Below are 17,004 nucleotides of genomic sequence, written 5' to 3'. Positions count from 1 at the left end.
GCAACTAAATTATTTTTCTAACCAAATATTCGATTGGCGAAAGATAATTTAGTATTTTTCTTGGTCTTAGGTTTAAAGACAATATAAATTTATGAACTGCATTTTTAGTAGTGTTTGAAAAATTAAATTTTTTAGGAAATTTTTCTCTAATTAAACCATTAGTATTTTTATTAGTACCTCTTTGTCAAGGTGAATATGCATCAGCAAAATAAATTTTCACATTTAAATTTTTTTCAAGTTGTTGTCAATTAGCAAATTCTTTACTCCTATCAAATGTTATAGTCTTAACAAGATTATTTGGAAGAATTGATAAATAATGACTAATATTTTTGTTAATAACTTTAGTAGTTCTATTTTCAACTAATATTGCTAAAGTAAATTTTGATGTTCTTTCAACTAAAGTTATTAAACATGATTTACTTTTACCTCGTGATGATACTACAGTATCACCTTCTCAATGGCCAAGAGTTATGCGATGATTAATATTTCGTTCTTTAATGGATTTACCATTAAATTTACCCCGATTTTCTTGAGATTTTCGTTTCTTACCTTTTCTTCTTAAATTTTTACTAGTAACCTTTTCAAGTAATCCAGAATAAATTCAATTGTAAATTGTTTTAAAACTAATAATTCATTCTTGATGAAAATTTTTAATTCTGCCATAAATTTGTTCAGGCGATCAACCTAATAATAATTTTTGTTGTACATATTTTACTAATTCTCTATTTTTAAATTTATGAAAATAAACATGTAATTGTTTTCTATTTTCTGCTTTATTTTGTGCAATTAATGAAAAATAATGATTATTATCTTTATTTCTATTAACTTCTCGATTAATAGTACTAATACTTCGATTAAGATTTTTAGCTATTTCACTAATTTTTACTTTAAATTTCAATTGATTCTCAATATAAATTCTTTCATCTATGCCAAGATGTTTGTATCCCATATAAAAACTCCTTAAATTTACTTTTTCTAAAATAAACTTAGCATCATGAAATTTTTATTTTTTCTTTTTAGAAGTTTCTTTTAAGCGATTATTAATTATTTGTCAAGTTAATCTTGCAATCATCGCAGCATTATCAGTACAGTATTCATTATTAGGAATAATAACTGTGGTATTTTTTGTTGCTAAGTTTTCAACCTTAGTTCGTAAAACACTGTTAGCAGCAACGCCACCGACTACTGTTATCATTTTTGGATGATATTTTTTCATTGCCATTGTTAATTTTTTAATTAAAATATTAGTTGCTTGTTCTTGAAAAGAACAAGCAATATCTTCTTTTCTAAATTCTAATTGGCGAACATTTAATTTTTTAATTAAATTTGCTACTGCAGATTTTAAACCACTAAATGAAAAGTCAAAACTGTTATCATTTTTTCCTAATGGCAGTTCAAAAATATTTTGTCCTTTTTTTGCTATTTTATCAATTATTGGTCCACCTGGATATTCAAGTTCTAATAATCTTGCTACTTTATCATAAGCTTCACCGACAGCATCATCATAAGTTTCTCCTAAAATATGAAAATCAAGATGTTTTTTCATTAAAACTAATTGCGTGTGGCCACCGGATACTACTAAGGTTATTAAGGGAAACTTAAATTCATTATTAATGGCAGCGCTATAAATATGACCTTCAATATGATTACAAGCAATAAGTGGTTTTTTTAACATTAATGATATTGTTTGAGCGCAAACTTTACCGATATGAAGTGAACCACTTAATCCCGGATGGTCAGTATAACCGATGTAGTCAATATCATGATATTGGATTTGTGCTTGTTTAATGGCTTCTTTTAAAACATAACTAATTTTAGAAATATGAAGTCTTGAAGCAATTTCAGGAACAACCCCACCATATTGTTGATGATTAGCTATTTGTGAAAAAATAATATTGCTTTTAACTTTTTTATCTTTATATATTGCTATTGCTGTTTCATCACAACTTGTTTCAATAGCTAAGATGGTCATATTTTTCTCCTTAATTAATAACAATAATTGAGTTACCTATTTCGTTAATATTGGGTAATGATTTATTGTTTGTAATAAATATATCACATTCCTTTAAATTGGCGTATTTAATAAAACCAATTGTGTTAATACTATCATTTTCAGCAATAATAATTTTAGTATTAGAAGCACTTAATACTTTTTGTTTCAGTTGTGCTTCTTCTTCATTTTTAGCATATAAATCATAAGTATTAGAAATATTCTTAATATTAAGAATGCATTTACTGAATTTGACATTTTCTAAATTTGCTAAGCTATGGCTTCCTACTAAAACTTTACTTTCAGCTAAATAGCGACCACCAATTAAAATAGTATTTAAAATATTTTTATTATTGCTGAATTATACTTGTAAGTGCAAGTAAATAAAATTGCAAAAGATTTCATATAAAAATTTCATGATGCTAAGTTTATTTTAGAAAAAGTAAATTTAAGGAGTTTTTATATGGGATACAAACATCTAGGCATAGATGAAAGAATTTATATTGAGAATCAATTGAAATTTAAAGTAAAAATTAGTGAAATAGCTAAAAATCTTAATCGAAGTATTAGTACTATTAATCGAGAAGTTAATAGAAATAAAGATAATAATCATTATTTTTCATTAATTGCACAAAATAAAGCAGAAAATAGAAAATAATTACATGTTTATTTTCATAAATTTAAAAATAGAGAATTAGTAAAATATGTACAACAAAAATTATTATTAGGTTGATCGCCTGAACAAATTTATGGCAGAATTAAAAATTTTCATCAAGAATGAATTATTAGTTTTAAAACAATTTACAATTGAATTTATTCTGGATTACTTGAAAAGGGTACTAGTAAAAATTTAAGAAGAAAAGGTAAGAAACGAAAATCTCAAGAAAATCGGGGTAAATTTAATGGTAAATCCATTAAAGAACGAAATGTTAATAATCGCATAACTCTTGGCCATTGAGAAGGTGATACTGTAGTATCATCACGAGGTAAAAGTAAATCATGTTTAATAACTTTAGTTGAAAGAACATCAAGATTTACTTTAGCAATATTAGTTGAAAATAGAACTACTAAAGTTATTAACAAAAATATTAGTCATTATTTATCAATTCTTCCAAATAATCTTGTTAAGACTATAACATTTGATAGGGGTAAAGAATTTGCTAATTGACAACAACTTGAAAAAAATTTAAATGTGAAAATTTATTTTGCTGATGCATATTCACCTTGACAAAGAGGTACTAATGAAAATACTAATGGTTTAATTAGAGAAAAATTTCCTAAAAAATTTAATTTTTCAAACACTACTAAAAATGCAGTTCATAAATTTATATTGTCTTTAAACCAAAGACCAAGAAAAATACTAAATTATCTTTCGCCAATCGAATATTTGGTTAGAAAAATAATTTAGTTGCATTTAACTTTACAATTTGGCAATTTTTATTTACTTGCACTTACAAGTATAATTCAGCATTATATAAAATTATATGTGTTATAATTAAAAAAATCTTATTCATTTTGAAAAGAGGGAAAATATTAATGTTAATTAAAAAACTTTATGAAACATATAAAGCCATTGTTGGTCAAGAAATTACTTTAAAAGGTTGAGTACGAACTAATCGTGATTCTGGTAAAGTAGGTTTTATTAGTTTAAATGATGGTAGTTATTTGGATAGTATTCAAGTTATTTATAATCAAGAAATTAAAACTTTTAATGAAATTAAAAGTTTGCGAACAGGTTCTTCAATTGCAGTAACAGGAGTATTAGTTTTGCCAGATAAAGGTAAGGAATTGTTTGAAATTAAAGCAACAAATATAAAAATATATAATAATGCTGTGGAACAATATCCATTACAAAAAAAAGAACATTCTAATGAATATTTACGAGAAATTGCTCATTTACGAGCTCGAACTAATAAGTTTTGAGTTATTTTTAAGATTAGAAGTAGTGTTAGTTATGCGATTCATTGCTTTTTTCAAAGAAATGACTTTTTATATTTGCATTCACCAATTATTACTAGTAATGATGCTGAAGGTGCAGGTGAAGCATTTATTGTGACAACTCGTGAAGATAATAATTATCAACAAGATTTCTTTTCTAAAAAGGCTAAGTTAACTGTTTCTGGACAGTTAAATGCTGAAGCATATACACAAGCATTTAATCGTGTTTATACTTTTGGACCAACTTTTCGAGCCGAGAAGTCTCATACTTCTCGGCATGTAGCTGAATTTTGAATGGTAGAACCAGAGGTGGCATATAGTTCGTTAGAAGAAAATATTAAATTAGGAGAAGAAGTAATTAAATATATTATTAATTATATTTTAGAAAATAATAAAAAAGAATTAAAGTTTCTAAATGATAATGTTGATAATAATTTATTAGATAAACTAAAGACAGTAGTAACTGTTAAATTTGTAGTTATGACTTATGATGATGCGATTATGGAATTAATTAAAGTTAAAGACCGTTTTGAAAATCAAGATATTCATTGAGGAATGGATTTACAAACTGAACATGAAAGATATTTATGTGAACAATTAACTAATAAGCCAACATTTATTATTAATTATCCACAAATTATTAAAGCATTTTATATGAAAACTAATGAGGATAATAAAACTGTTCAAGCAATGGATTTATTAGTCCCTGGAATTGGCGAATTAATTGGTGGTAGTCAAAGGGAAGATAATTATGAAAAATTATTATCAAAAATGCAAATGGCTAATTTAGATATTAAGGATTTTCAATGATATTTAAATTTAAGACAGTATGGGTATGCTCCAAGTGGTGGTTTTGGTTTAGGATTAGAACGATTAATTATGTATTTGACAGGAGTGACAAATATTCGTGATGTTTTACCATTCCCACGAGTACCTAATAGTTTAGAATTTTAAAAAAAGATAAAGTTTTAACAAACTTTATCTTTTTAATTAGTAATTTCTTCATGTGTTTTAGCAAATAATAAAGTTTTACTTGTATAAAGGTCATAATCAGTTGTAATTGATTGTACATGCCCAGCATCTTTTATAATTAATAGTTCACTAATTTGTTTTTCTTCATCACGAATTTTATGATGATAAATATCATAAGCCATATATAATGGAACAAAATTATCTTTTTCACCATGAATAATTAGTAATGGGATAGTAGCACATTTTTTTAAATTATTTTTAGGAACTAATTTTTTAACTTTTAGTTCATTAACTAATCGTAATGATAATCGCATTACTGATATTGTTCAAAATCAATGTTTTTTAAAAATTGTCATACTCATCCATCGTAGTTGTTCAATAAAACTACTATAAGCACAATCACTAATTGCTCAAGATACTTTTAATTCTTTAATTTTTTCACTGTATTCTTTAATGAATTCAATAATAGTACTTCCACCCATTGAATTACCAATTAAACCAATTGATTGGACAATAAAGTTCTTATGTAAATATTTTATTACCATTGCTAGATCATGTTTTTCAAAAAAACCAAATCCAATAGTTTTAGTACTAGATTTACCGTGGTTGCGTGCATCAAATGATACAATATTGTATCCTTCATTATAAAAATGTCTTGTCATTCTTAAAGCTAAAAATTTGTTTTCTGTTCATCCGTGCATGGCAATAATTCATTTGTTATTTTTATTATTAGGATTAATTAAAATTAAACTGCTAAGAATAGTATTACCATTAATAATTTCATGTTCTTGAAATTTGAGATTATTTTTTTCTTTTGTGCTGAAAGCAATTAAAGAATTGTTTTTAATAATACTATCAGTAGTTAAAACAGCTAAACTATATTTTTCAATGCCATGATATAAGGGGTCATATTTACCAAATCGATGAAATGTATTGGTGAAACGAGGCATAACATAAAAATTTTTACAACATATATATAATAGATATCATATTAAAATAGGGAAAGTTAAAATAATGATAATTAAACTAAAAAATGATAGTCGTTTAAACTTTCTTGGTAGGGGATTTTTAATTTGCGTAATTTCCATAATTTTAACCTCATGTTTTAGTAATATATTTATTTTATCATTTTATTAATATTATATGATAATAAATTAATTAGGTAATATATAAAGGCAAATGGTATAATTACTATATTGAGGGAGTGGTAATGGTGACAATCAGTTTTATTTTAACTAGTTCTAATGATAATAATAAGTTAGAAGTAACATTAAATAGTATTTTAAAACAAAAGGGTAAAGATTATGAAATTATTATTGTGGATGATAAAGCAAAAGATGATACTCTAGAATATATTACTAAATTTTTTCAAGAACATAGTGATATTATTAAAGTTATTAGTAGCTGAAAGGAAATTGAAACCGCTAATGCTTGAAATTTAGCATTAAGTAATGCTAAAGGAAGTTATGTTTTATTTTTACAACCAGGATATAAATTAATAAATAATTTTATGGAAAATATTATCCAAGAAATTAATAATAATGATGAACCTGATTTAATTGAATTTATGGTTCAATATTCTAATGTTTATCATCATATTTCTTCACGAAGATTAAAAAATAATAATTTGTATCATCCTCTTTTAAATCGGGAAGTCTTTGCTTTAATTCATCATTCATTATTTAATAAGTTATTTAAAAAAAAGATTATTACTAGTCATAAAATTACTTTTCGGCGTTCTAATCGTTTTGATTTACTATTTATTTATAAAATATTACCGTGAATTGAAACTTTATATACGAGCACTAAAATATTAGTAGATATTGAAATTGAGCCATTCTTGAATTTTAATAGTTTTGATTTTTTAAAGCAATGAGTTCATATTTATAACTATTATAAGCAAATAAACTTAGCAAGAGAGTTAATTGAAGAATTAGAATATGCATTTGTTCGCTTTCATTACTATACATTTTTAAAAGTTATTGCTCCAACAGGAAATAAAGTATTAGTTAAAAAAGCTATTCAAGAAGTTACAAATAAAGTTACGAAAAGATTTCCTCACTGAGAAAAAAATCAATATCTCAATTTAGTACCAAACGATTTGTTCAATAAAGATGTTGCCAAAGATTGAAAAAAATATTTAAAGAATTTTGTTTAATGGATATTATGAAAATTAAAACTATTAGTAGTGATAATGACACTATAAGAAAAAAAACGCCATATTTTTTAGTAAAACTTTGAAAAGTAATTTTTGCTAGAGTGATTGATTATATAATTATCAGTATGATTATTTTTATTATTACTTGGGGAATTTATCAAAATCAATATCTTAATGACTGACAAAAAGCAATTATTAATCATTTTAGTGCATTTTCATTATTAATGTCTTATTTTGTTATGATGCCATATTTTTGTCAAGGTAGAACAATAGCAAAATTTATTTTTTGTTTTAAATTAATCAAAGAAGGTCAAAATAAGATTCGGATTTGAGATTTATTATATCGGGAATTGTTTATTACAATTATTCCGTGAGTAATTTTGATTATTAGTAATTTATTTGTTAGCTTAGTTTTTAAATATCCAATTTTTATTTTTAATTATCAAAACATTTTTGTAATTACTAAACCACAACATTCTTTACCGTTAGCTGTAACAATTACATTAAGATTAATGGGATTATTTTATTTATTATGATATGGTTCATTAATGTTACTTTATAAGTTTGATGTTAAAAATCAATTATTCTTTGATCGCTATTTACACATTTATATTGTTAATGTTCGGTATCATCAAGAGAAAAAGCAAAAAAAAGAAAAATTACAAGATAATAAAATTCATATTCATTTACAAGAGTCTTTACCGGGAACTATTGATAGTAAAGAATTAAAAGCAATTGAAGAGTTATAAAAGGAGTAGAAGATGAATATAAACCATTTAAATGAAGAACAAAAATTAGCAGTTTTAAGTAGTGAAGGTGCTAATAGAATTATAGCTGGTGCGGGAAGTGGCAAAACAAGAGTTATTTTTTATAAAATTGCTCATTTGATTCATAATTTGGCCATTAGTAGTAATCAAATTTTAGCCGTAACTTTTACTAATAAGGCAGCTAATGAAATGAAAAGTCGATTAAATGAATTGGTTGGTGATCAATCTAAATATACATGAGTTCATACATATCATGCCTTTTGTGTTCGAGTTTTAAGAAATGATATTGTGGTTTTGGGATATACAAAAGATTTTATTATTATTGATACTGTTGATAAAATTAATATTTTAAAAGATATTATTAAAAATAAGCAATATAATTTTGATAGTAATGAAATTAAGAAAGTTAGTAGTATGATTTCTTATTGAAAAAATCATCAATTATCATATAGTGATATTATTAATAGTGATTTTTATCATGAACATAAGCAACAATGATTAGAAATTTATAAGATTTATTTACAAAATTTGCCTAAGAATAATATGGTTGATTTTGATGATTTATTAACTTTAACTTTAGAATTATTTTCACATCATGCAGAAGTATTACAAAAGTGACAAAAACGATTTTCGTATGTTTTAGTTGATGAATTTCAAGATACTAATGAATTACAGTTTGAATTAATTAATTATTTAGTAAAAATCCATCAAAATATTACTGTTGTTGGTGATCCAGATCAAACAATTTATTCTTTTCGCGGGGCAAAAGCAAGATTAATTTTAGATTTTGATAATTATTTTCCTAATGGGAAGACTTTTATTCTTAATCAAAATTATCGTTCAACACAAAATATTTTAAATGTGGCAAATATTCTTATTAGTTATAATCATTCACGAATTGCTAAAGATTTATTTACGATGAATGACTATGGTAGTAAGACAAAATTATATCATGGCAATACTAGTATTCGTGAAACTAACTGGGTGGCAAAAGAAATTAAAAAGTTAGTTGAGAAAAAAATTTTATTAAATAATATTTTAATTCTTTATCGTGCTAATTATCTTTCTCGTGATTTAGAAGAAGCATTAATTAATAATCATATTAATTATCGTATTTATGGTGGTTTTAAGTTTTTTGAAAGAAAAGAAATTAAGGATGTTTTAGCTTACTTAAAAACTTTAGTTTATGGTGATCAATTATCAACAGTAAGAGTTTTGAATTTGATTAAAGGTGTGGGGATGACAACAATTAATAATTTAATTGAACAATCACAAAATAATCATCAATCGCTTTTAAAATATTTAATGGTAAATGTTGCTAGTTTAAAACCATTAATAATTGAATTAGTTACATATTTAAAAGTTTGAAAAGAGAAACTAAAATCATATGAAAAGATGACTTTATTCAGTCAAGATTTTTTAAATAACGGTAATTACTTACAGCAATTAGCAGATGGTTTTGAGGAAGAACGCTTAGAAAATGTTAAAGAATTATTTAATCATATGGAAAATTATGATTTGCAAAATGTGGATTCATTACAAGGAATGGAATTATTACAACATTATTTACAAGAAGTTAGTTTATATGTTGATCAAGATGAAAATTCTGCTAATCAAGATAGAGTTAGTTTGATGACGAGTCATAATGCTAAAGGTTTGGAATATGATTTTGTATTTATTATTGGTTTAAATGAAGGCATTTTTCCTAATACTTTAAGTATTGAAGAAGGAATTTCTGCTATTGAAGAAGAACGAAGAGTTTTATATGTTGCGATTACAAGAGCAAGAAAAGGATTATTTTTAAGTTATAGTGAAGGGTTTTCTTATGTAACTAATAATTACCGCTTACCTTCAAGATTTGTTATTGAAATTAATCCTAGTTTATTAGAACTTAAAAGCGATGAACAATTAGAAGATACTAAGCGGTCATTAAGTTGAACAATACCGAAAAATATTTCTTTAACACCAGCAAAAAAATCGCAATGAAAAACTGGTGATGTTATTCAACATTCTACTTTTGGTAAAGGGATTGTAACTAATATTTTAAATTCTAATGTTGAAGTTGCTTTTAATAGTGGGATTAAAGTTTTACGATCTAATCACCCGTTATTAAAGAAGGTTTTGAGTGAAGATTAAATATCTAGTTTTTAATTGCTGTTTATGTTAGTAGTAACTTACATTTATTAATTATTATTTATTGATGTAAAAAATTAAAGGAGAAATAAAAATGTCATCATTTAAAGCTAAAATTACTGATCCAATTGGAATGCATGCGCGACCGGCTGCGATTGTTGTTAAAGAGGCTTCAAAATATAGTTCTACTATTAAAATTAAAGTTAATGGTCGTGAAGGAAATTTAAAGTCAATTATGAATATTATGGCTTTAGGAGTTAAAACCGGAACAGAAGTAGAAATTGAAGCAATTGGTAAAGATGCTGATGTTGCAATTGTGGGCATTAAAAAAGCAATGAAGGATAATAAATTGGTTTAATATAAAATTTAAAAATACGAATAATTTCGTATTTTTATTTTGTTTTTTTTAAGATTGCAAGGGCGCATAAAGTTTTGTTAGGTAGGAAAATATTTGAATAAGTATTAAGACAGTCAGCAGTGATTGTCTTTTTATTTTATGAGGTGTTAAAATTTTGTTCTTTGAAAATTAAATACAAGTGAATTAATAATGTTGGTATGTATTAAAGCACGATAAATTGTGGGTGGTCGCCATAACCGAAAGAAGTTTACCAGTTGATAGATAACACCCTATTAGCTATAGCAATTTGTTTCATTTTGCAATAAAAAAATGAATGGGTGGATTTCCTAAAAATATACACGCTATTAAATTAGTTCCAAGGGTAGGATGCGGATATTAAAGTGTAGAAATTTCTATATAGGGGTATGCTAAGTTTAAAATTATTAAAATCTTTATCTAATTAAAAAACAAAATTTAATAACAAAGCTTGTTAAACACTTAAATCTGCGATATATAAGTGTTTAAAAAACTAAGTTAACTAACTTAGTTAATATAACTTAGTTTATCTATAAGAAAGGTAACTTACTATGAAAAACATTGAAAACATTTTCTTAAATACTAAGAAATATCTTTTAAAAGAAACACAAAACGCAATGCTTATTAAAGCACCAAAAATTCCATGATTTAATGAACAAATCGGCATTTGGTTTCCAAAGCGATTTGTTTATAAAGGAAAATACGAAAATTCAATTTGCATTGGAATAATAAAAGATAGTAAATATCAAGTAATTTCAATTAATCAATCAATTAATCAACAAGAACAAGAAACCAAGTTAATTAAAGGCCAAGAATTATTAAGTTTCTTCATTGCTGAAAAAGAAAATAATAAAAAAGATATGAATTATAACTATTTTAAAGGAGTTTAAAAATGAATATTGCAATTGGACTAATATTTATTATTATCAGCATAATGCTGTCGGCATATTTTGCTTATAAAATTTATGCCAAAATAAAAATTAGAATTAAATATAAAAATGCCATTAAAAATAATACTGGTAATTTCACAAAAGACGAGAAAGTGTTCATTGCTCGCTTTGAAGAATGAGTTAAAGCTCCTAATTCAAAAGAAAATAACGAGCACAAAAAATAATGTTTTGAGAAATTATTATGGAGTTCTTAAAACTGTTTGTTCCGATAGAAAAAATGCCTGCACAAGTTGCATTTATTGCCGGATTAATTATTATCATTACTTTTATTTTCGCCTTAATTTCAATTATGTATTTACCAATAAAAATGATTTTTGGGAAATAAAAAATGACAATAAACTTAAAAGAATTTAATTGAGAACAAATTAAACAAACTTTCTGAGATTTATTTATTCAAATCACAACTATCCCGGCTCATATTAGTGGTGGTAAAGAAATTGATTTAACCAAAGAAACACTTTGACTTTTAATAGCAAACATTGCTTTTTGATTCTTAACAGCAATTATGGTGTGATTTATTCTAATGCTACTTTGGAAAACCATATCAGTATTTAGATAGAAACAAAATTAATGTCAAGAAGTTACATTAAAGAAAGGGGGTGATTATATGTTTGGAACTTTCTTGGCCGATGCACCAGCAAAAATAACAGCTAGCGATGCGATGACTAAATTGTGAAATGCAATTATAACGGCGTTTACTAAAATGTGAGAAATTATTGCCGTTAATATGCCGCAAGTCGGTAACTTCTTTGCTGACTACTGAATCTTCATTTTTCCATTTATTTTGGCAATATTCTTTATTTGCTTTAAAATGTTTGAAAAATTACTTGGCGCAGTACGCTAACAAAAAATAAAGTGAGGTGCAAGATGAAATTTTGCAAATGAATAATAGAAAAAAATAACCATTTTATTGAATTAAATCGCACCTCATTTTTAATTTTATGACATTGAGGAGCAATTTGATACATTTACAACGGTTATTTTAAAAACATTGTGGGCTATTTATTTTTAGCAGGTTGTATTTTGATTTTCGTTTTTAAAATCAGCAATTTAACACAAATTAACAAAGTGATTAACTTCTTAAAAAATTCACCATTAAACATTGTTATTGGTTCGTTAGGGACTGGAAAAACTGCTTTTCTAGTATACGCAGCAAAATTATTAAAAAAGAAGAAATATCACATCGCATCAACATTTCCATTACTAGAAACCCAAAAATTAAGTTTAGGCCATATGGGATTGTTAGACTTTGATTATCCGGTATTACCAGACAAAACCTTACTGTTATGAGATGAAACGAACTTATTTTTAGAAGGAACGGATTGAGAAAAAAATAATACCAAAAACGAAGAAACCGGTATCCAAGAATATTTTGCTCTGGCACGCCATTTCGGTCATATTGTTCTCGCTAGTGGTCAAAGAGATAAACATATTTGAGTTAAAGTTCGTGATATTGCCAATAATGTGATTGTGGGAATTCGCAAAAAACCCGTTAATATTTTTCGCCCTTACTTAAAAGTCATCTATGGTACCTTTACTAGCATTGAAGAATATGAACGCTGACGAAACACCTTAATTGATGCGAAAAATAGCAAAAAAGGTCGCCGTATTAAATACCGTGATATCCCTGAACTTGATATTTATTTTTTTAAACTAAAAATTCCTCTACCCATACTTAACACTTACAATTCTTTTTACCTAGCATTTTTAAGAGATTACTTAAATTCAAAAGTAAATCCTGACTATGAAGACAAATACTATACTGACACAGCAATTGATTTAGAAGACTTAGAATACTTAAAAATGGATAAATTTAGCAAATTTTTAAGAAAAATGAAAGAAAAGGAACAATAAAAAATGGAAAATCTCGCAAAAATGGCCGACTTTCTGGCTCAAATGCTTTATAAGGTTTTTGATTTAATTTGAAGTCTTGAAGTACCAGGAACGAATATTCAATTAATATTTCCTTTATTCTTAACGCTGGCTGTAGAATTTCTTATGGCAATTATTCTTGGATTTGGTAGTCAACAAGTTAATTTAGAAAAACAACGCCAATATGCGGTTAAAAATAAAGGTCGATTAAGTGCGTGAGGAAAAGCTAAAAAACAAATAAAACCAATAAAAATAAAACAAGGTAACTAAAAATGTTTAAACTAATTATTATTTTTATCTTAATAACTGTTCTTGGACTTTTAGCTGGTAGTCATTTTGAAACTTTAACAAACTATATTAGCGAAGGACTTGCCAATTTCCAAAAGTTTATTACTAGCAATTTAACAATTTTAGAACTATTTAAACCAATGGCCCGGACATTTTCTCAACATCCAATCTTTACCATTCTTGGTATCACTTGTGTACTTATTGCTTTATTTATTGTGATTAAAGGACGATAAAAAATATGAAAGGAGAGTTAAAATGAAAAAACTTTTAGTAAAATTATTTAAAAAAGATAATTCAAAAGAAAAAAAGCCATTAAAATTAAGAATTAAAAATTCTTTTAAAAAGCAGTGGTTAAAAATAGTATTAAGTACCATTTTCATCTTTATAAGCTTATTAATTTGTGCATTAACAGTAAGCGATACTAAATGAATAACCGGAACAAGTAACGAATTTAATGATTTTATGAACAAAGAAATGGTTAAATTCTTTGGTAAATTCAATAATGGTATTATGCTAGCAGGAATATTTGTTTTTTGATGAGGCGGAGCAATATATTTTGCACTTAAATTTGAAAAATTAATCCGCTTGATTATTCAAAAAATTAAAGCAAAAAGAGCCTTGAAAAATGAAATCAAACAAACTCATTAATTCTTTAAAAAAATATTGATGAATAATACTTAATTACATTATATTCATATCTTTAAGTATAGTTTTATTATTACATACAGATATTGAAAATTTGCAACAATTTATTAAAAATTTTGGAACAATTGGTAAGTTAATGATTATAGGTTATTCCTTAGTATGAGTAACCATAACAGAAATAGTGAACTGTTTAATTCGTTTTATATTAAAAAAGATTAAAACCAAAAGAACAATGAAAAATAAAATATTTTAAAAAGGAGTGATAAAAATGTTTATGAAAATATTTACCGTGTTAATTATTAGTTTCAATAACATTTTTACCATTCCGCAAAACATTAACAATGACAAAATAACAACACAATCACTAATTAGAAATAAAAGACAAAGTGATAAAATTTATGATTTTGAAATTAGAAATCTAGAAAAAGTGAGGTTTTGAATTTCGAATTCAACAAATAATATTACACAAGTTCAAATAAATAAAATAGATAATAACAATCTAAATGAAAAATTACCAGAATTAAGAAATTTAGAAAACCTTAGTTTCTTATTTACACAAAAATTACAAAATAATCAGAGCAAACAAGATAAGATTAGACAACTAATAAATACAGGCGGCCAAGAAACCGCCATGCGAAATACATGAGTAATTAATAAAAAAATAACAATTAAAGCGCAAGGTACAAATTTAGATGACTGCAAATATGATAGTTTAGGAAATATTAGTCCTGCTTATGATGATAATAAAATAGATTACATATTAAGAAGTACAAATGATTTTGAAATTGAAATTGAAAAAGACAGTACCGACATTAATTTACCGATAACAACTACTAAATTTGATGGTAACCACAAATATAATGATATCATTGATAATCTTGATTATTTAATGATTCATCGTGGCGATTTTGATAAATTTAATTACTCTTATCTCTATTGAACGCCAGTATTCAATTTCATTGACACTTTAGAAAAAGGTTACTATAAAGAATTCACCATTAAAAATCATGGTTTTAAAAACGAAAGCTATTTTTATCACAAAACTTCTAGTAGTGAAGATGAAATTAATACAAATATTTTAAAAATTAAAGCTTTTAATAAAACCTTAATCGCAGGTAATGACTATTTACAATTATTACACGGTGAAAGTGAAATCTGAAAATATAACACCCAAAATACTAACGATTATTATCTAATTAAGTATCTTTTCGGAACATTAAATTATCTTGATGTTAAATTTAGTTTTCTACGCTATGACCCCGATTTACGAAATGATATTTACTTTTATTTTAAAAATAACATTCCTAGTATTAATAACAGCGATTACAAAAATATTTTTGATGAAATCTATGAAATACTTGGCAACTTCTTTGCTAGTTTATTTTATGCTACTTTTGATATGGACGAAAAAACTCATACCGAAATTGATTTTAAGGGTGTAGATAATTACAACAAAGATTACTTTATTCAAATCGGTTTCTTTTATCGTTCGTTAATTACCTTTTATCCCAAAAAATATTTAATCAATGTTACTGGTAATTCAGAATTATTATTAAGAAGTTATTTCTTTACTTTTGACAAAAAAATGCACCAAGAAAATTACAATGCTATTAACAACACCAATAACATTTATCAAATTGATTTTAATGTTCTTAAATCTTACGACAATAAACTGATTAAATTGTCAGCAAGCAACACTGCTAATAGTATTAATTATCTTAACACCGACATTGATATTCGATATGGTATTAATATTTTTACCTTAACTTTTCCACTTTATCATAATGGAAACAACTCTAACTACAATTTTAAAATCTATGACTTTAATGTATTAAATTCCACGGCCTTTATTCCTGACGGTTCAACAAATTCAGAATGAGACGACCTAATTCCACCAGCAAATTGTAAATATTCCGGACGATGAATACCTACTTTTAACGATATTGGCTGTGCCATTCAAAATGCTGGTATTAAAATGCTAAACTGAATGTTGACAGCCTCACAAATTATTACCATTTTACGACCATTAGCAATTATTGCAAAAGCAACAGTTAACTTTTCAACCGCCATTTTTCCGGTTTTTAAAACAGTACCTGCCTTTTACTACACCTTTCAATTTTTAATCGGTTTTGCCATTTTCCTAATGATTTTAAGGATTTTCATGTAAAATGCTATAATATATATATATATATATATATATTGAAAAATAAAGTAATAAAGGAATTAAAATAATGAAAATTTTAAATAAAATAGCTCTTTTGGGATTAACAATATTACCAACGATTGGATGTTCTAAAAAACCAAATGAATTAATAGAACAAAGAAATAAAGTTTATGATTTTGAAATCAAAAATCTAGAAAAAGTGAGGTTTTGAATTTCGAATTCAACAAATAATATTACACAAGTTCAAATAAATAAAATAGATAATAACAATCTAAATGAAAAATTACCAGAATTAAGAAATTTAGAAAACCTTAGTTTCTTATTTACACAAAAATTACAAAATAATCAGAGCAAACAAGATAAGATTAGACAACTAATAAATACAGGCGGCCAAGAAACCGCCATGCGAAATACATGAGTAATTAATAAAAAAATAACAATTAAAGCGCAAGGTACAAATTTAGATGACTGCAAATATGATAGTTTAGGAAATATTAGTCCTGCTTATGATGATAATAAAATAGATTACATATTAAGAAGTACAAATGATTTTGAAATTGAAATTGAAAATCATCCGTAATAACTAAATTTAAAAACCGTTAAAATCATCCGCTTAAAAGGTGGTTTTCTATGATGACAATACTCTTAAACAACTAAGTAAGCAACTTTTCATTTTTTCTATTTTGACAAAATAAAAACCAGTAATTTTTGTTGATTACTGGTTTGAATAGTTTGATTATTTTTCACAAACAAT

Annotated in this window: 22 protein-coding genes; 18 read left to right on the top strand and 4 right to left on the bottom strand. The window is 25.4% G+C overall.

What is annotated here, in order from left to right:
* Nucleotides 1-4: 4 nt before the first annotated feature.
* Genes AAHN02_RS06255 through AAHN02_RS06455 form a run of 3 tightly spaced genes read right to left on the bottom strand, consistent with a single transcriptional unit; the run spans nucleotide 5 to nucleotide 2,282 of the window.
* A complete protein-coding gene (locus AAHN02_RS06255; RefSeq protein ID WP_342277711.1) occupies nucleotides 5-949 on the bottom strand; it encodes an IS30 family transposase in 945 nt (314 codons plus the stop codon).
* A gap of 54 nt (nucleotides 950-1,003) precedes the next feature.
* The gene (tsaD, locus tag AAHN02_RS06250) at nucleotides 1,004-1,972 is read right to left on the bottom strand and encodes a tRNA (adenosine(37)-N6)-threonylcarbamoyltransferase complex transferase subunit TsaD (RefSeq protein ID WP_342189956.1); all 969 of its coding nucleotides are present in this window, start codon (nucleotides 1,970-1,972) and stop codon (nucleotides 1,004-1,006) included.
* A 10-nt stretch (nucleotides 1,973-1,982) separates the two neighbouring features.
* Nucleotides 1,983-2,282 carry a hypothetical protein gene (locus AAHN02_RS06455; RefSeq protein WP_425289516.1) on the bottom strand — a complete coding sequence of 100 codons (300 nt, stop codon included), beginning with the start codon at nucleotides 2,280-2,282 and terminating at the stop codon, nucleotides 1,983-1,985.
* Nucleotides 2,283-2,453: 171 nt separating this feature from the next.
* Between AAHN02_RS06455 and AAHN02_RS06245 the strand changes: the two genes are divergently transcribed.
* The 3 genes from AAHN02_RS06245 (at nucleotide 2,454) to asnS (ending at nucleotide 4,882) form a co-directional block, all read left to right on the top strand.
* Nucleotides 2,454-2,648: a helix-turn-helix domain-containing protein gene (locus tag AAHN02_RS06245; protein ID WP_342277710.1), complete on the top strand. Its 195-nt coding sequence runs from the start codon at nucleotides 2,454-2,456 to the stop codon at nucleotides 2,646-2,648.
* Nucleotides 2,649-3,398 (top strand): IS30 family transposase, encoded by a 750-nt coding sequence (locus AAHN02_RS06240; protein ID WP_342278192.1) that lies wholly within the window; start codon nucleotides 2,649-2,651, stop codon nucleotides 3,396-3,398.
* 128 nt (nucleotides 3,399-3,526) lie between these two features.
* Nucleotides 3,527-4,882, top strand: a complete 1,356-nt coding sequence (gene asnS / locus AAHN02_RS06235; protein ID WP_342277709.1) for an asparagine--tRNA ligase — start codon at nucleotides 3,527-3,529, stop codon at nucleotides 4,880-4,882.
* Nucleotides 4,883-4,914: 32 nt separating this feature from the next.
* Here asnS and AAHN02_RS06230 read toward each other — a convergent pair whose 3' ends face one another.
* Nucleotides 4,915-5,850: an alpha/beta hydrolase gene (locus AAHN02_RS06230; protein ID WP_342277708.1), complete on the bottom strand. Its 936-nt coding sequence runs from the start codon at nucleotides 5,848-5,850 to the stop codon at nucleotides 4,915-4,917.
* Between the two features lie 260 nt (nucleotides 5,851-6,110).
* Between AAHN02_RS06230 and AAHN02_RS06225 the strand changes: the two genes are divergently transcribed.
* From AAHN02_RS06225 to AAHN02_RS06155, 15 genes are all read left to right on the top strand, one after another.
* Entirely contained in the window at nucleotides 6,111-7,058 is a 948-nt protein-coding gene (locus tag AAHN02_RS06225; protein ID WP_342277707.1) for a glycosyltransferase family 2 protein, read from the top strand.
* Nucleotides 7,028-7,807, top strand: a complete 780-nt coding sequence (locus AAHN02_RS06220) for an RDD family protein (RefSeq protein WP_342277706.1) — start codon at nucleotides 7,028-7,030, stop codon at nucleotides 7,805-7,807. The genes AAHN02_RS06225 and AAHN02_RS06220 overlap by 31 nt, the downstream gene beginning before the upstream one ends.
* Nucleotides 7,808-7,819: 12 nt before the next feature.
* Nucleotides 7,820-9,961: an ATP-dependent helicase gene (locus AAHN02_RS06215; protein ID WP_342277705.1), complete on the top strand. Its 2,142-nt coding sequence runs from the start codon at nucleotides 7,820-7,822 to the stop codon at nucleotides 9,959-9,961.
* A gap of 91 nt (nucleotides 9,962-10,052) precedes the next feature.
* A complete protein-coding gene (locus AAHN02_RS06210) occupies nucleotides 10,053-10,316 on the top strand; it encodes an HPr family phosphocarrier protein (protein WP_342277704.1) in 264 nt (87 codons plus the stop codon).
* A 566-nt stretch (nucleotides 10,317-10,882) separates the two neighbouring features.
* Entirely contained in the window at nucleotides 10,883-11,221 is a 339-nt protein-coding gene (locus tag AAHN02_RS06205; protein WP_342277703.1) for a hypothetical protein, read from the top strand.
* Nucleotides 11,222-11,223: 2 nt separating this feature from the next.
* Nucleotides 11,224-11,445 carry a hypothetical protein gene (locus AAHN02_RS06200; protein WP_342277702.1) on the top strand — a complete coding sequence of 74 codons (222 nt, stop codon included), beginning with the start codon at nucleotides 11,224-11,226 and terminating at the stop codon, nucleotides 11,443-11,445.
* The gene (locus AAHN02_RS06195; RefSeq protein WP_342277701.1) at nucleotides 11,445-11,606 is read left to right on the top strand and encodes a hypothetical protein; all 162 of its coding nucleotides are present in this window, start codon (nucleotides 11,445-11,447) and stop codon (nucleotides 11,604-11,606) included. The genes AAHN02_RS06200 and AAHN02_RS06195 overlap by 1 nt, the downstream gene beginning before the upstream one ends.
* 3 nt (nucleotides 11,607-11,609) lie before the next feature.
* Complete coding sequence (locus AAHN02_RS06190) at nucleotides 11,610-11,840, top strand: hypothetical protein (protein ID WP_338968159.1); 231 nt, start codon at nucleotides 11,610-11,612, stop codon at nucleotides 11,838-11,840.
* Nucleotides 11,841-11,888: 48 nt separating this feature from the next.
* Nucleotides 11,889-12,125, top strand: a complete 237-nt coding sequence (locus AAHN02_RS06185) for a hypothetical protein (protein WP_342277700.1) — start codon at nucleotides 11,889-11,891, stop codon at nucleotides 12,123-12,125.
* A 23-nt stretch (nucleotides 12,126-12,148) separates the two neighbouring features.
* The gene (locus AAHN02_RS06180) at nucleotides 12,149-13,135 is read left to right on the top strand and encodes a hypothetical protein (RefSeq protein WP_342277699.1); all 987 of its coding nucleotides are present in this window, start codon (nucleotides 12,149-12,151) and stop codon (nucleotides 13,133-13,135) included.
* Nucleotides 13,136-13,138: 3 nt separating this feature from the next.
* The gene (locus AAHN02_RS06175; RefSeq protein ID WP_342277698.1) at nucleotides 13,139-13,423 is read left to right on the top strand and encodes a hypothetical protein; all 285 of its coding nucleotides are present in this window, start codon (nucleotides 13,139-13,141) and stop codon (nucleotides 13,421-13,423) included.
* 2 nt (nucleotides 13,424-13,425) lie between these two features.
* Nucleotides 13,426-13,674: a hypothetical protein gene (locus AAHN02_RS06170; protein ID WP_342277697.1), complete on the top strand. Its 249-nt coding sequence runs from the start codon at nucleotides 13,426-13,428 to the stop codon at nucleotides 13,672-13,674.
* Nucleotides 13,675-13,696: 22 nt separating this feature from the next.
* Complete coding sequence (locus tag AAHN02_RS06165; RefSeq protein WP_342277696.1) at nucleotides 13,697-14,089, top strand: hypothetical protein; 393 nt, start codon at nucleotides 13,697-13,699, stop codon at nucleotides 14,087-14,089.
* Between the two features lie 271 nt (nucleotides 14,090-14,360).
* Nucleotides 14,361-16,253: a hypothetical protein gene (locus AAHN02_RS06160; RefSeq protein ID WP_342277695.1), complete on the top strand. Its 1,893-nt coding sequence runs from the start codon at nucleotides 14,361-14,363 to the stop codon at nucleotides 16,251-16,253.
* A gap of 64 nt (nucleotides 16,254-16,317) precedes the next feature.
* Nucleotides 16,318-16,830 (top strand): hypothetical protein, encoded by a 513-nt coding sequence (locus tag AAHN02_RS06155; RefSeq protein WP_342277694.1) that lies wholly within the window; start codon nucleotides 16,318-16,320, stop codon nucleotides 16,828-16,830.
* The last annotated feature ends 174 nt before the right edge of the window (nucleotides 16,831-17,004 follow it).

The organism is Spiroplasma endosymbiont of Nephrotoma flavescens (assembly GCF_964030835.1).
Lineage (GTDB): Bacteria > Bacillota_I > Bacilli_A > Mycoplasmatales > Nriv7 > Nriv7.
The sequence above is the reverse complement of the archived record's forward strand: the minus strand, read 5'-3'. Positions and strand labels throughout refer to the sequence as shown.